Here is a 16,413-nt window from a genome sequence, read left to right as displayed (position 1 = left end):
GAAATCCGACGGTCACACGTTCGGGTCCTTCGAAAACATACACCTCTCTATGAGTTTGACAGAATTTCAAAGGGATAGACTTCTCGAGTCCTCACGGACGGTTTGCTTTCCTCTTTTACGTGCTATCCCTCTCGTCCGGGGATGAACGGCGACAATTTTGTAAAGCAGAGACAAAAAGCTAGGGGAGGAGCAATTCTTGTTGATCATGGCTGACAGCGATGCGCCTCGACACGCAGATCGCGATCTCATGCCGTCTGACTTCGCTCACGAAATCGCGGGCATTGCGACGTCGCAGCTCGAATTTGCGCTCGAAGGGCGCCGGCGCAAAATCAAGGTCTATGAAAGCCTGAAGAATCTCAACGAGGTCATTGGGACCCAATATGGTGATCGCGTCCTTTTAGAGCTAGTTCAAAACGGGCATGACGCGCACCCAGCAAATACGGTCAACGGCACTGGAGAGATTGCCGTCCGACTCCTGATTTCGGCTGAGGATCGCGGCGAGTTGCTCGTCGCTAACCGCGGTCAAGCCTTTACCAGATCAAACCTCGATGCGGTCATTAATATCGGTACCAGCGACAAACGTATTGGGGAAGTGATCGGCAATAAGGGGCTCGGGTTTCGAAGCGTCGAGGCGTTGACCGACGAGGTTCGGATATTCTCGAGTTCTCCAGCGGGATCGCGCGGCCGCTTCGACGGCTATTGCTTCCGGTTTGCGACCCAGGAAGAGATTGAGGCTGATCTTTCGACGATTGGCGCAAGCCCCGAGGACGCGCGCTACGTGGCCGCCACTGTACCGCGGTATCTAGTTCCCAAGCCAGTGTCAGAGCGACTCGATGCTCTCGATGCTCTGGCTGCCGCCGGCTTCGCAACAGTGGTCTCGCTGCCGCTGAGGTCTATGGATGCCGTCGCTCTCGCCGAACGACAAGTGAACGAGTTACTTGATCCTACGGCACCCGTGCTCCTGTTTCTCGATCGGCTTGCGGCGTTGGATGTGGAGATCGCACGCGAAGGCGCGTCCGTCTTGCACCGGCGATCGATCCGCTCGATAGAACCGATTGCCGAAATTGCATCCAATGCTTGTTCGCTCGCGAAGGTCACGGTCGACGGTAGCACTTATCTGATCGCGCGCTCGGTGCTGCCCAAGGAACCCCTGCTCGATGCCATCCGCGCGAGCTTGCCGGCTGCCCCGACGCTGAAACGGTGGCTCGAATGGCAGGGTGAGGCGGTCGTATCGGTCGCAGTACCGCTCGTCGGGAGAGGAGCGGCGGGTCGTCTCTACAATTTTCTGCCAATGATTGAGAGCGCGACGTCGCCGCTAGCTGGCCATATTGATGCGCCTTTCTTCGCAGACATCGATCGCCGCTCCATGAAGCCGAGTCTGCCGCTCAACAAGCACTTGCTCGAGGCGGCAGCCACCGCCTGCGCGATAGCTGCAACCGAAATTGTCGACCGCAGCCTCGAATTGCCGCCGACAGCCGTCGTCGATCTCGCTGCCTGGATGTGGCCACACATTCCCAAGTTGATTGCCGCCTTCCGAAATTTTGAACGTCCACTTGACGAAACAGCGATCTGGCCCGTCGTTCCGGGCGGTGCGTCGAACTGGGCAAGCTTCAAAACACTTCATGTCTGGCCCGAGGTCAAGACAGGGCAGATGACGACGAGGCGGCTCGCGGAGGTTGCCGAGGCGGATATCGTTGCTGATACGCTCGGCGCCGATCGCGTGTCGCGTATCAAGGCGCTCGCCGCTTCGGTAAGTTCGCCTCTGGCCCTGTCCCAAGAGGAGCTGTGCGGTTGGACCGAGGCGGTGGCCAACTGGCTTGCCCGAACGCGCCGGGCCTCACCGACGCGCTGGAAGACATTTTTAGACGACGTTCACAAAGTGTTTGACGCGGCCGCTATACCACTGTCGTCACTTGAGGGCCGGAAGATATTGGTCGATGCCGACGGTAAGCTACTTGCAGCAACGGCCAAGGGCCGCGACGGCATGCCGCCGGTATTCGTCCGGGCTAAGGGCGGGCGGGGCCGACGCAGCGAAGGTCCACCCAGCCCGCCCGCATCGTTAAAGCGCAAATTCCGGTTCCTGAGCGACGCGATCGCACTGACCGAGATGACCCAGCGCGCATTCGAGAAAGCCGGACTGCTCAGGGGTTACGATCCACTCGACGTGCTCCTCGCGCTGAAGGGCGCTCTCGAACCGAAAGCCAGCGATCTCCAGCGTCAGGAAGCCCTACTCTGGTCGTTCAAGGTGTGGCGCGGTGGGGGCGGAAAACAGATCGAGGAAGCTCTGCGTGCGGCCGACCTGTCTGTGCCGACCCTCGGCGGGTGGAGCCGGGCACGGTTCGCTCTGTTCTCGGGTGCCTGGACATCTCTGGGCCGTACGGTCGAACAATACCTCGTCGAGGCAGCCGTCGTCTCGCCGGATTGCGCTCGGGCGCGTGACCGTCTGCTCGTCGGCTTCGGCGATTTGCAGCGGGCAGCCGCGGACGATCGGCGCGAAGACTGGGCCCGCTTTCTCGCCCTGCTCGGAGCGCGCGATGGCCTGCCTCCGCTCGCTAGCGATATCCGGCGCCGTGGGACGCCCACCGGCTATTGGAAGGCTATCCTCTCCACCGTCTCGGCGAAGCAGGGCTTCGACAGTGCGTGGGTTGCCAGGGTCGGATCGACCTCTTTCCAGAATCCTAACACTGAGTACGATCTGTCCGGTGAAATCTGGCGGCTGCCGGGTCAGACTGAACATGCAGAGCTGTCCATAGACGCCCGCGCCGCCCTGTCCGATCTTATCGTCATCTTCCTGCGCGAACATGGCGACAAATATTTCCAATTCTCGATCGTGCACCATCGTCATAACAACAGGGTCGCGCTGCCGACGCCGCTGGCGGTGTTTCTCGGGACCGCACCCTGGGTCGCGAGCACTAAACAGGACGACATCGTCTTCGCGACGCCCGCGGCGAGCTGGTCGACGACCACTGCCCGCCAGCCGCCGCCGCGTTTCGTTCCGCGCTTCCAATCCGAAGTCGGCGCCCGCGCGGCTTTACCCGCGATTCTGTTCGGCCAACACATCGGTCTGCGCGACTGGTCGAGCCGCGACAACGCGGCTGCACGCCTGGCATCACTCGCGGATAGTCTCGAAGACCTCTCCGCCGCTGAGCGCCGCGATCTGCGTGACCAGTTGCGCCGTGCCTGGAGCGACGTCGCGGAAGGTAAGGGTGCATTGCCTGCAACGCTTTCATTGGTCGTCGAACGCGTGGGGAGTCTTGAACTCTGTCGTCCGGACCCGACCGATCCGCCGGTCGTCCATATCACCAGCGAACGGCAGGGCTTCGCGGCACGAGCTCTGGCCGATCGCGGAGAAGCGGTGCTCGACATTGGCGAGAATGACGGTGCAGCGATCGCCGAACTCATCCAGGCCATGGGTGGCTTTCGGGTGCAGGTTGCAGACTCAAGCGACGTGCGACTCATCGTGGATGGCGAGAACTTCGAACCTCAATCAAACGACCCGTCGCTTGTCGCTGACGCGCTCGCCTGGCTCGTTGATGCTGCCGTGCTCGCGCACGAATATCTGGGCGATCCCCTCGAATTGCGGACCATTCCGCCCGAGGAGCTAGAGCGCCGCCTTCGTCAGATCCGGCTCCGGCGTTGTGCCAGTTTCGCGCTGATGATCGATGGCGAGCTCGCGCACGCGCGCGGCGACGAACGTGCTCAGCCCGTCGCTCATCTCAAGTTGCCGACCCTCGTGCTAGTCGCGGACACCGTGATAGGGCTCGATCTGCTCTGCGAGGCGGCGCCGGCCATTACCAAATTAATGGGAGTGCGGCGGAACACGCTAGAAACCATGCTAGAACGTCTGGAGCGGGCGGGTTTCGGCGGCGACGGGAGACCGACCGATGCGCATTATGCACGTGCAATCAAGCGCGACGAGAGCATCATCCGCGATCATTTCGCGGCGACCCGCGGCGGCGTCGAATGGCGCGTGCGCGCCTTGCTTCCCGTCGTCGCACACCTCGGGGGGCTAGAACGCGCCGCAGACCTCGAATACCTTTACGATCGGGTCGGTCCGTCGCTGAACCTGCGTGCATGGATTACCGAGCAATTCGATGAGACGATAGCTGAGCGATCGCTTGCCGCAGTTGAGGATACCGACAATCAAGGGCTCATCCGCCGGGCGATGGGGTTCGAGTTCACGGCCTATGCCGAGACGCTCGCGTCGCTGGGCTATCCGCCGCTCAACGACGAGAACGACTTCCGGCGCATGTTCGAGGTGTATCTCGGCGAACTCAAACCGAGGCTGCTTGATCGAGTCCGTCGCCGTTTTGCCAGCGTATGGGCCGCGGGCGAGGACCTCGCACCCTATGTGGCCGCGCGGCGCCTCGACTTCGTAACATTCGATCCGGCGTGGCTTCGGGTCCTCGAAGCGCTCAGCCGCGAGGTCGTGGCCGCACGCGCGGAAGCCACCGCTACAGAGTTTCTGGGTCCAGACGACCCAAAGATCGACCTTCCACTGCTTGAACGTGTCGCCGCCGACAACCGCAAGCTGGTACTCGCCTATCATCCGGACCTCGCGGGGTTGGCACGCGCTTGGTGCCGCAAGAGCGGGACGGCGGTACCGGCGTCGATTGAAGCGGCCGATCCGCAATCGCTAGTCCGCACGCTAGACGAGGCCGGCTTGCTTGACTTCGAGAAGCTCGACTCGGCACGGCTCCCGAAATTGTACGCACGCGTAGCAGCTTGGCCGGCCGGTATGCCGCTCTCCATCAATCTCACGCAGCTTGGGCTTACTCCCGATGATCTGCAACGCGATGCGATCGAGGCGCGCGAGGCGAAGCGGAAAGTCGAAGTCGCGCGTCGCACGATCCCGTTCGCCGGTGAGGATCTCGACGCGGGCGCTGGAGATTTCGTACGGCGGTTTGAGGCACTTGCCGCGGCTGAGATCGAAAAAGGGGATGACTGGCTCACGCGCAGCCGCGCGCCGCGACTGCGCGTGCAAGAACAGCGCGTACCAGGGACGCCCGGACGCGGAGGCACTGGCGGAGGCGGAGGTCAGTCGTGGCGGACCCAGCCGCCGGAAGCGGTGAAGACGGCGATGGGCATTGCAAGTGAATGGCTCGCTCGCGAATATCTGCGTAGGCGGCATCCCAGAGAAATGTCGGATGCCTGCTGGGTCTCGTCCAACCGAATCTCTTTCTGCACTGGTTCCGCTGGCGACGATAGTCTTGGTTATGATTTTCGGGTCGTCACCGAGCGGAACGAATGGCTCTACGAGGTGAAGTCGGCAATGGACGCTGGCGGAGAGTTCGAACTTACTGCCCGCGAACTCGAAGTCGCAGGCAGTGCGAGCCTCGAGCGGAAGCGGCGCTACCGTATCCTATACGTCCCATTCGTGTTTGATCCCGCCCAATGGCGCGTGCTGCCGCTGTCGAACCCGGCGGCCCCGATCACTCGCGATCGGTTCCAGGTGGTGCGGGGCGGTTCCGTGCGCTATCGCTTCGAGCGGCAGTGAGGTGTGACTCAATTAAGAGGCGCTAGTATCAGCCGTCCCGCTTCATGGCTTGAACCGGCCTCTTTGCCTACCTCAACGTGTCTATCCGAGGCGCTTTTAGGTGCCAATCTCAGGGGACGCTAAGAAACTTCGAAAGCAGCGCCGGCATACTTCGATAGCAATCACCACAGAATTCTTTAGGGAGGCTTCGTCTTTCTCATTCGCTGTACCGGCCACGCTTGCGCTCGGGAAAATGGGGGATGGAACACATTGTCATGACCATGAGCGAGAACACCGGCAAAGCGCTGCTGTGGAAACCTTTGGCATGCTCACGATTGGAGCCGCCGACCAGCTTGGGCTGCTGTTTTCGACTACCCACGTGCTATCCTTGGACGTCGCCGACACGATGCCCCAGCAACGTTCCCTCCCTATTGCCCTCGCGCTACCACCATGGTGAATTCAAGTGCTCCCATTGCGTGCCGGTAGCGGCGCCGCTACTCATGCCATTGATAGGGAGAGAGAGTTTTTATCAGCTTGAAGCAAGGCTTTGTGTATCTAGTTCGTCGCTAAATGCAGGCGATTGGGCCGAACGTGGAATGGATGAATGAACAAGTTTTTCAATAGCAAGGTGGCATAGCATGGCAAGCCACTCGGATTTGGCCAACCTGATATGGCAGATCGCTGACCTCCTGCGTGGACCCTATCGCCCGCCGCAGTATGAGCGCGTCATGCTGCCGCTCGTCGTTCTCCGTCGCTTTGATTGCGTATTGGCGGACACCAAGGATCGCGTTCTGGCGGAGTTTGAGCGACGCAAAGGCGGGAAGCTGGAAGATGATGCCCTTGACCGAATTCTGAATAAAGCGTCTGGGCACCGCTTCCACAACCGTTCGCCGATGACGTTCGAAACGATGATCGGAGACACCTCGGGTCTTGTCGGCCATCTTCAATCCTATATCAGCGGCTTTTCGGCGAATGTTCGCAGGATCTTCGACTATTTCGAATTCACCAACGAAATCGAAAAGATGGAAGAGGCGAATATCCTCTACCTCGTGCTGAAAGAGTTCTCGAAGGTCGACCTTCATCCTGACCGGGTGAAGAACGATCAGATGGGCCTCGTATTCGAAAACCTCATTCGACGCTTCAACGAACTGGCCAACGAGACCGCAGGCGATCACTTCACGCCCCGCGAGGTGATCCACCTCATGGTTGATCTGCTCTTCATGGACGCCGACGACGTGCTCAGCAAGCCGGGAACCGTGATGCGCATGCTCGATCCGGCATGCGGCACGGGGGGCATGCTTGCCGAAGCGCAGCGGTACATGCGCGATCATCACAAGGAAGCGAAGCTCTACGTCTACGGTCAAGACTACAACAAGCGTGCCTTCGCAACGGCTGCATCGGACATGCTCATGAAGCAGGTCGATCACAACGGTGGCGGAGAGAACGTCCAGTACGGCGACAGTTTCATCGACGACAAGTTCGAGGGGCAGACCTTCGACTACTTCATCGCCAATCCGCCCTTCGGCGTGGACTGGAAGAAGCAGCAGAAGGAAATCGTCCGTCGGCACGAGAAGGCCCCGCAGGACAGCCCGTGGAGCGCAGGCCTACCGCGCGTGAACGACGGCTCACTGCTGTTCCTGCAGCACATGATCTCGAAGTTCGAAGTCGTCGATCCCAAATCGCAGAAGTATGGCTCGCGTGCTGCCATCGTGTTCTCGGGCTCCCCCCTTTTCACCGGCGGTGCTGGCGGTGGCGAGAGCAACATCCGCAAGTGGATCATCGAACACGACATGCTGGAGGCCATCGTCGCCCTGCCGGAGCAGATGTTCTACAACACCGGGATCGGCACCTACATCTGGATCGTCACCAACAACAAGCCCGGCTATCGCAAGGGAACTATCCAATTGGTCGACGCGCGCGACATCTGGATGCCTATGAACCGCAGCCAGGGCGACAAGCGCCGCAAGATCGGTGCGGGCAAGGCGCCGGAAGGGGAAGATCGTCCGGACGAACCCGATCAGATCGCCGAGATTGTTCGGCTCTACGGCGGTTACGCCCAGAACGCCAAGTCCAAAATCTTCGACAATGCTGGCTTCGGCTATACCCGCGTCACCGTCGAACGTCCGCTGCGGCTGCGCTACCGGATGACGGTCGAGGACAAGGCCCGGTTCCTCGATGCGGCACCGCACCTCCTCGACGACATTCAGGTGATCGACCAAGCGCTAGGCCGTGAGCCGGAACTGGACTGGAACAAGGTCTGGGGTAGCATCGAAAAGCTGTTGAAAAAGCGCGATTCCCGCTGGCGCACGGCCGAGGTGAAGCTGTTCCGCAATGTGTTCACCGAGAAGGATGCGGATGCCGAGAAGGTCAGGGAAGGCAAGGGCTTCGAAGCCGACCCCGACCTGCGTGACTTCGAGAACGTGCCTTTGAAAGAGGATATGGACGCTTATTTCACGCGCGAGGTTCTGCCGCATGTGCCGGATGCTTGGATGGACCGGAGCAAGGACAAGGTCGGCTACGAGATCAACTTCAACCGCCACTTCTATCAGTTCACGCCGCCCCGCAGGTTGGTCGACATCGACGCGGACCTCAAGAAGGCGGAGAACGAAATCCTGCGGCTCTTGCAGGAGGTGACGGAGTGACCAACGCTTATTCAAGACTGCGCCTGAAATATGCTGTCGACCTGCGACGTAACCGAACGGAGGGCGCTGACAGCGAGTTGCCTTATGTCGGCCTTGAGAACATCGAGAGCGGCACAGGACGACTCATCACTTCTGCCAGCGGGGCGGAAGATGATCCATCTACGACTGTTGGCGGCGAGTCGCTTTCTGCAGTTTTTCAAGCGGGCGACATACTTTTTGGTAAGCTGAGGCCATACTTGGCGAAGGCGTGGATTGCCAGCTTTGATGGAAGGTGCTCGACTGAGTTGCTTCCCCTTAAGCCTGAGAGGCTCAATGCTCGGTTCGGCCTCTACGTTATGCTCTCTCGGGAGTTTATCGACGCCGTTGATGGATCAACCTTTGGCTCAAAGATGCCGCGTGCCGATTGGGCATTCATTGGAAATGTGCCGATACCATTTCCCACTCCATCGACGCAGGAGGGTATTGCGGACTTCCTTGACCGTGAAACCGCGGACATCGACGCCCTGATTGCTGCCAAGCATCGGCTGCTTGATCTCATGGCCGAGAAGCGGCGCGCCATCGTGGCCGAGGCCGTAATGCGGGGCCTTAACCCTACCGCACCTCTGCGCCCATCCGGCATCCACTGGCTCGGCGATATCCCTGCGCACTGGGAGGTCCGCCGGGTTGCCACCCTGTTTTGCCAACGTGATGAGCGCAACGAACCCGATCTGCCCTTGCTTGAAGTTTCCATCAATGCGGGCGTCGTCGTCCGTGAGTTTTCGAGCGACAAGATCGAAGGCACGGCATCAGACTTCAATACGTACAAGGTCGCTCGACAGGGAGACATTGCCTTCAACAAGATGCGGATGTGGCAAGGCGCAGTTGGCGTTGCACCCGTCGATGGCCTCGTGAGCCCAGACTACACCGTCGCCTGGGCGAAGGAGGAGCTTCTTCCAGACTATGCCAGTCAGCTCTTTCGGACGGCGTCGTTCAGCGCCGAATGCGGACGCAACTCTCAAGGCATCACTTGGGATAGGCTGCGTCTCTACTGGGATGGTTTCCGAGACATCTTCATGCCGCTACCGCCGCTCGATGAACAGCAACAGATTGTTCAGCACATTACCACCGAGAGCGCCAAGCTCGACCGCCTCCGCGCCGCGACCGGGAACTCCGTCGCGCTGCTGAAAGAGCGCCGTGCAGCCCTCATCGCAGCCGCAGTGACAGGTCAGATGGAAATCCCGGAGGTGGCATGAAGATCAGACGGCTCAGCGTTGCCGGGCTTCGCGGCTTCGACCATGCGACATTCGAATTCGATCCGCACCTCACGTTACTGGTGGGTGTAAATGGCGTCGGCAAGAGCAGCGTCCTCGAGGCTCTGCGGGTCTCACTGTCTCGGGTTTTGCCTAAGTTCACGGCGAGCCGCTCAACGCCTCTGGCATTCGCCGCCGAGGATATCCGGCAGGTAAGCGCTTCGCTAACCATCGATCTGGAGCTCAACTTCCCCGAAGGGCAACGAAACCTACTCCTGCACAAGCCGAGAGAGCAGTTTATTCTGGACGAAGAGGGGTCTGTTCGGAACGCGACGCTAGACACGCCTGAAAGAGAAGAGCTGTCACCCCCGCACTGGCCGAAAGCCGATTCTTCAGGCAATCAACCCATTGCGGTCTACTTTGGTACGCGCAGGTCTCACCCCACGGATGAGCAGATCAAGATTGGTCGGAGCCGCGGAGGCCAAGCTACGGCATTTGCCGATGCGCTTTCCGATGTCCGGCCGCTCCACCTCCGTGACATGGCGTCCTGGATGCTGGCGCAAGAAGCGTTGGCGGAAGAACTGCCGCGGGCAGGATCCCATCTTGAGGCCCTGAAATCTGCAGCAGCCCGTTTCTTGCCGACTTGCAAGGGGCTGCGAGCGACCAACGGCGCGGACAAGCCACGGCTTCTGATATCGAAGGACGGTATTGAACTTGATGTGCGGTATCTCTCCGAGGGTGAGAGGGGCGTGCTTGCGTTGGCACTCGACCTTGCTCGCCGCCTATCGCAAGCCAATCCAGTTTTAGACGATCCAGTCAGAGACGGCGTCGGAATCGTTCTGATCGATGAAATTGATATGCACATGCACCCGCTTTGGCAGCGCCAGATCGTTCCTCTTCTGACCGAGACGTTCCGTGGCTGCCAATTTATTGCCACCACTCATTCGCCGCAGGTGATTGGCGAAGTGGCTCACGACAGGATCCTGCTCATCAAGGACGGTCAAGTTTCTTCGCCAGCGCGCTCATTCGGGATCGATTCAAGCCGTGTCCTAGAAGAGGTAATGGACACCAAATCGCGGAATGCAGGCGTGGAGGACAAGATAGCAAAAATCGCGCAGCTCATAGGCGATGGAAAAGCGGACGCTGCAAGGGCTGAAATAAAACAGCTTTCTGCAGATATCGGTGAGGGCGACCCGGAGATTACGCGCGCAATGACCCTTCTCGATTTCATGGAGGGGGATGCGTGAGGATGATCACCAAAGGCGCCGAACCGAACAGTCTTACGTACCACCGGGCTCAGGCGCATAGCGACTACGACAACTACGCTCAAAAAGACGACCTACGCACAGCGCTGGTCGGCGAGCAAAAGGGCCTGTGCTGTTACTGCACCGGGCGCGTTCGGGCGGAATCGACTGCGATGAAGATCGAACACTGGCAAAGCCAGGCGAGCTATCCCGAGCGGCAACTTGTCTACGCAAACCTGCTCGGCGCGTGTCTTGGCGGGGATGGGAGATCGCCGACCGATCAGCACTGCGACACCAAAAAGGCCAATCGCGATCTCAGGTGGAATCCGGCAGATACCGCTCATGCCATTGAAGCAAGGCTGAAGTATCTGGTCGACGGGACGATTTTAAGCCCTGACGAAGAATTCAACATGCAATTGAACGACACTTTAGGTTTGAATCTAAGTTACTTGAAGAGCAGTCGGAAGGCGGTACTGGATTCCGTACTGCAGTGGTGGCGTTCGACACCAGACGCCCGGCAAAAGGTCCAACAACAGATCAGTTACCGCATCAACGCGGCAGAGTATCAGCCGTTCAGTCCAGTCGCGATCTGGTTTCTTCGGCAGAAGCTGTGAGGTAGAACGGCATGAACTACGCTCGGCATTCAGAAGGCGCGTTCGAAACCGTCATCGAAGCCACGATGCTCGCGAACGGTGCCGTGCTCGAACCTGCGTCGAGGTTCGACCGCGCTCGCGCTATATTCCCAGAGACAATCTTATCCTTCATCCGCGACACACAGCCGAAGGAATGGAGGGCTCTGGAGGCACTCCACGGGGAAAAGACCGGCGCGCAAGTCCTCACGGACCTAACAAAGTGGATGGATCGAGAGGGTTCTCTGTCCACCTTGCGGCACGGATTCAAGTGCTACGGCAAGACTCTGCGCGTCGCCTTCTTCAAGGCGGCGCATGGACTAAATCCGGATTTGGAAGCCCGATACGCCGCCAACCGCGTCGGGATCACGCGGCAACTCCATTTCTCGGAAAATTCTGAAAAGTCCTTGGACGTCGCGCTGAGCGTGAACGGCATTCCGGTTGTTTCGGTCGAACTCAAGAACCCGATGACCGGACAAACGGTCGACCACGCCCTGCACCAGTACCGACATGATCGCGACCCACGCGAGCCGATCTTCGAATTCAAGCGGCGTATGCTGGTCCACTTTGCGGCCGACACGGACACGGTGTTCATGGCGACGCGGCTTGCGGGAGCAGCCACCCATTTCCTGCCCTTCAACAAGGGCAACAGCGGTGGTGCCGGAAATCCGCCCGATCCCAAGGGGCGAAGCTATCGCACGGCCTATCTGTGGGAGGAGGTGCTGCAGCGAGACAGCCTTCTCGATCTCCTCGCGCGCTTTATCCATCTCCAGGTCGAGGAGAAGCGCGACGACCAAGGGCGAAGGGTCAAGAAGGAAACGATGATCTTTCCGCGCTACCACCAGCTCGAAGCGGTACGCTCGTTGGTGGAGCAGGCGCAGCGTGAAGGCGTAGGTAACAACTATCTGATCGAGCATTCAGCCGGCAGCGGCAAGAGCAACACCATTGGTTGGCTCACACATCGGCTGGCTTCCCTGCATGACGACAAGAACAACCGAGTTTTTGACAGCGTCATCGTGATCACCGATCGCGTGGTGCTGGACAAGCAGTTGCAGGACACAATTTACCAGTTCGAGCACAAGCATGGTGTCGTTCAGAAGATCGACGAGAGTTCGCGCCAACTTGCGGAAGCGCTGGAAAGCGCCGTGCCGATCATCATCACAACGTTGCAGAAATTTCCCTTCGTCTCGCGCCAGCTTGCGAAGATGGCGGAAGAGCGCGGCGAAGCCGGTGGTGGCACGCTGAAGTCCCGGCACTGCGCCGTGATCATAGATGAGGCGCACAGTTCGCAGGGCGGTGAAACGGCGACCGATCTGAAGGAGGTACTTGGCGGCCAGGGCCTTCGCGAAGAAGCAGTAAAGTACATGGCTGAGAACGATGAAGAGGATGTCGAAGAGCTGTACCGATCTATGGCGAAGCGTGGGCGGCAGGCGAACCTTAGCTTCTTTGCCTTCACCGCAACGCCGAAGCACAAGACCTTCAAGGTTTTCGGACGCGATGGCAAGCCAGCCCATCGCTATACGATGCGGCAGGCAATCGAGGAAGGTTTCATCCTCGACGTTTTAAAGCACTACACCACGTACGCTACCTATTTTCGGCTCCTTAAGGCGAGCGAGGACGATCCGAACGTCGAGCGGAAGAAGGCTGCCCGCGCGCTTGCCCGTTTTCTAAAGCTGCATCCTCACAACATCGCCCAGAAGACTGAGGTCATGATCGAGCACTTCCATGCAGCGACCCAGCATAAGATCGGTGGTCGGGCCAAGGCGATGGTGGTCACTGGCTCTCGACTCGAAGCTGTCCGCTACAAGCAGAGCTTCGATCGCTACATCAAAGAGAAGGGCTACTCCATAAAGTCGCTCGTTGCCTTCTCTGGTGTTGTCACGGACGACAAAATGAAGAACGTCACTTACACTGAGGAGGGCATGAACCTCGGTGTGCGGGAAAAGGAACTGCCAGAGCTGTTCGCCACCCAGGAATATCAGGTGCTGCTCGTTGCAGAGAAGTACCAGACGGGGTTCGATCAACCCTTGCTGCACACCATGTATGTAGACCGGAGGCTTGCGGGAATTCAGGCGGTTCAGACGCTATCTCGGCTGAATCGTATCCATCCTCTGAAAGAGGACACCTTTGTTCTCGATTTCGTCAACGAGCGAGATGAAATTCGCGAGGCATTTAAGACCTACTTCGAGGGCGCTGAGGTTGGTGAGGACGTTGACCCGGCTCGAATGTATGAGATCAAGAGCGAGCTCGATGCCGATGGCATCTATGTTGATGCCGACCTCGAACGCTTCAGCGCCGTCTACTTCAAGCCGCGTCAGCGCCAAAGCCCGAACGATCATCAGTTGATGAACGCAGCGCTTGATGTTCCAGTATCCCGCTTTAAAGAGCTACTGGATAAGAGCTCAGACGAGGCCGAGCTATGGCGAGGAAAGCTGTGGGCCTTCTGCAGCCTCTATGGTTTCCTCAGCCAGATAATTCCGTATCAGGACACGGACTTGGAACGACTGTATGTGTTCCTGCGTCACCTCTCAACGAAACTGCCGAAGCGCGGCGCTGGGCCGTCTTACCAGTTCGACGACGAGGTGCGGCTAGAGTATTACCGCCTGCAGAAGATCAGCGAAGGTTCGATCAGTCTGAGTAGTGGAGAGGCCAATCGGCTTGATGGCCCCTCGGAAGTGGGATCCGGCGCGCTTCGTGAGGAAGCACTTGCTTTGTCGCGGCTCATTGATGTTGTAAACGATCGGTTCGGCACTGATTTCAATCAGGCAGACCAACTATTTTTCGACCAGATCGTCGAAGCCGCCATTTCGGACGCGGCGCTGAAGCAGGCGGCGGCAGTCAATCCCGGCGAAAAGTTCGAGCTCGTATTCAAGAACTTGCTTGAAGCACTCTTCGTTGAACGCATGGATCAGAATGAGGAGATTTTCGCTCGGTTCATGAACGACAAGTCATTCCAGAAGGTCGTGCTCGGATGGCTTTCGTCCGAGGCATATCAAAAGTTGCGTTTACCTGTCGCGCGTTCAGTTCCAGGCAATGAGGGCTACAATGCCGGTTCCTGACTATCAGTCACTGATGCTCCCGACTCTGCGCCTCGCCGCCGAAGGTGAAACCCGAGTAGCGGATGTCTCTGAACGCATCGCGGATGACCTCGGCATCAGTCAGGCTGAGCGCGACGAGCTACTCCCGAGCGGCCGCCAGCGCCTTCTGCACAATCGCATACACTGGGCCAAGTTCTATATGAGCAAGGCCGGGCTGATTTCCTCGCCCGCACGCGGTCGCTTTGTTGCAACCGACAAGGGTGAGGCGCTGCTGGCGACCTCGCCGGAACGCATCGACGTGGCCCTTCTGATGCAGGAGCCTGAGTTCCGCGAATTCTACAAAAACGAAGGCGCGGCAGCAGAAGAGAATGGCAATCCTGCCAAACCCGTCCAAGACACCTCTGCCCCGACGACGCCGGAAGAGCAGATCGATGCTGCTTACGCGGCCATGCAGGCGGCCCTGCGCGATGAATTGCTACAGCGCATTCTCTCCAACAGTCCCGCCTTCTTCGAGCAGCTTATCGTTGATCTCCTGGTTGCCATGGGCTATGGCGGCAGCCACAAGGATGCTGCAGCACAGCTCGGTCGCTCCGGTGACGGCGGTGTCGACGGCATCGTCAACGAAGATCGCCTCGGACTGGACCGCATCTATGTTCAGGCCAAGCGGTATGCCCCCGGCAGCCCCGTCGGCCGCCCTGATGTGAACGGCTTCGTCGGCAGCCTCGTCGGCCTCGGCGCCGCCAAGGGCGTCTTCGTCACCACCTCCACCTTCAGCCAGCCTGCGCGTGATTACGTCAAGCATCTGTCTCAGCGGGTTATCTTGATCGATGGGCAAGAACTGACTGATCTAATGATCGAGCACGGCGTAGGCGTCCGCAGTTATCGTATCGTCGAGTTCAAGCGGCTGGACGAGGATTTCTTCGGCGAAGAATGAGGAATGGGTCTGGGCGGAAATAATTTCCGCAACCTCAACCCTTGAACACCTTCTCGCGGTGATATTGCAGGAACTGCGAATGTGGCCGCTCGTCGGGGCGTGCCGGCACAAGCAGACGCCGCTCCGGATTGATGAGCCGCGTGATGGTATCCGGCACGCCGCCAACTGCGATCAACAGGCTGTAATCGTCATCGACCGAAATCAGACCGCGATCAAACATCCAGTGCACGGTTCCCGAAAGTGCGAGGCCGTTGCGAACACTGTCCGGCCCGCGGTCAGCCACAGGGCGGATGTGTGCCGCCTGAACCTCCGATCGCCCACCGCCGTTTATCAGCTTGAGGCCCGTGACAGCGCAGGTGTCCTGATAGGCCGCCTTGATCGCCACGGAAAACGCCCTGTCGCGAAAGGGTCGCTGCACCACCTGAGAGACGATCCGTCGGTCGATGCTGTCGACCTCGTAGGGCATCTGTGGATTGTCACCCAACCCGATGCTTGCCTCCTCAGCCGGATCGGGCGCCGGGCGTTCCCGATCCCGCTTGCCCAGTACATGTGCGAAGCCAGCGGCGAGGATCAGGTCGTATTCTTCATCTGAGATGTTGCGGACGGCGCGCCCGAAGGCGCCCTTGTTCGTAGAGCCGTCCTCCTTGCGAAGGCCGCCCTCATAATAGTGGTCCGCGTCCTTGAAGGGTACGGCATGATCGAAGGGAAGGAAGTCGTCGATCAGCGCATAGAAGTGGTCGGCCTTCGACGGATCCTGGATGATGTCGGTGATCCTGGCTGTTGCGAAATATGCCTGCTTGCCGCCCGTTTTCATCAGATCGCCGCTCGGCCGCCGTGGCTCATAGTAGACGATCCAGTCTCCCCGCGCGGCCTCGACCTGACGCAGATAGGTGCGCGGAAAATGGTACCGCTGCTCCGGAAGATCGTCGTAGGTCGGATCGACTTTTGTCGTCAGGACCGCTTTTGACATCGTTGTACCTCTATGAATCGTCTTGGTGTTACCAGGTCGACATGTCTTCGAGAACATGCAAGGGCGCGCAAGGTGGCGCGCCCTTTGGTTGTGTTTAATTTACTTTGGCGAAGTATAAGTAAGAAAAATTATAATGCGCTAAAAATCAAGTAGTTTAAGTATTAAATCATGAAATGTCCTCATATACCTAAGTAAAAGTTTGATAGACAACTTTTGATACGTCTTGTTTTACTTTTCAATACAGCGGATAA

Annotated in this window: 8 protein-coding genes; 7 read left to right on the top strand and 1 reads right to left on the bottom strand. The window is 58.9% G+C overall.

The genetic code is table 11. The features are described 5' to 3' along the window. Nucleotides 1-205 precede the first annotated feature (205 nt). The 7 genes from EEQ99_RS13215 to EEQ99_RS13185 all read left to right on the top strand — a co-directional run bounded on the left by EEQ99_RS13215 (nucleotide 206) and on the right by EEQ99_RS13185 (nucleotide 15,192). Nucleotides 206-5,497, top strand: a complete 5,292-nt coding sequence (locus EEQ99_RS13215) for a sacsin N-terminal ATP-binding-like domain-containing protein (protein WP_127430589.1) — start codon at nucleotides 206-208, stop codon at nucleotides 5,495-5,497. A gap of 617 nt (nucleotides 5,498-6,114) precedes the next feature. After that, nucleotides 6,115-8,118 (top strand): type I restriction-modification system subunit M, encoded by a 2,004-nt coding sequence (locus EEQ99_RS13210; protein ID WP_127430588.1) that lies wholly within the window; start codon nucleotides 6,115-6,117, stop codon nucleotides 8,116-8,118. Beyond that, nucleotides 8,115-9,350, top strand: a complete 1,236-nt coding sequence (locus EEQ99_RS13205; RefSeq protein WP_127430587.1) for a restriction endonuclease subunit S domain-containing protein — start codon at nucleotides 8,115-8,117, stop codon at nucleotides 9,348-9,350. The genes EEQ99_RS13210 and EEQ99_RS13205 overlap by 4 nt, the downstream gene beginning before the upstream one ends. Next, a complete protein-coding gene (locus tag EEQ99_RS13200) occupies nucleotides 9,347-10,594 on the top strand; it encodes an AAA family ATPase (RefSeq protein WP_127430586.1) in 1,248 nt (415 codons plus the stop codon). The genes EEQ99_RS13205 and EEQ99_RS13200 overlap by 4 nt, the downstream gene beginning before the upstream one ends. 2 nt (nucleotides 10,595-10,596) lie before the next feature. Beyond that, entirely contained in the window at nucleotides 10,597-11,205 is a 609-nt protein-coding gene (locus EEQ99_RS13195) for a retron system putative HNH endonuclease (protein WP_127430585.1), read from the top strand. 11 nt (nucleotides 11,206-11,216) lie between these two features. Continuing rightward, a complete protein-coding gene (locus EEQ99_RS13190; RefSeq protein WP_127430584.1) occupies nucleotides 11,217-14,279 on the top strand; it encodes a type I restriction endonuclease subunit R in 3,063 nt (1,020 codons plus the stop codon). Beyond that, nucleotides 14,266-15,192, top strand: coding sequence for a restriction endonuclease (locus EEQ99_RS13185; RefSeq protein WP_127430583.1), 927 nt, complete (start codon nucleotides 14,266-14,268; stop codon nucleotides 15,190-15,192). Before EEQ99_RS13190 ends, EEQ99_RS13185 begins: the two co-directional genes overlap by 14 nt. Before the next feature lie 34 nt (nucleotides 15,193-15,226). On the opposite strand, the gene EEQ99_RS13180 is transcribed toward EEQ99_RS13185, so the two are convergent. Further along, nucleotides 15,227-16,162 (bottom strand): HNH endonuclease, encoded by a 936-nt coding sequence (locus tag EEQ99_RS13180; protein WP_127430582.1) that lies wholly within the window; start codon nucleotides 16,160-16,162, stop codon nucleotides 15,227-15,229. Nucleotides 16,163-16,413 lie beyond the last annotated feature (251 nt).

This window comes from Rhizobium anhuiense (genome assembly GCF_003985145.1).
GTDB classification, from domain to species: Bacteria; Pseudomonadota; Alphaproteobacteria; order Rhizobiales; family Rhizobiaceae; genus Rhizobium; species Rhizobium anhuiense.
The sequence above is the reverse complement of the archived record's forward strand: the minus strand, read 5'-3'. Positions and strand labels throughout refer to the sequence as shown.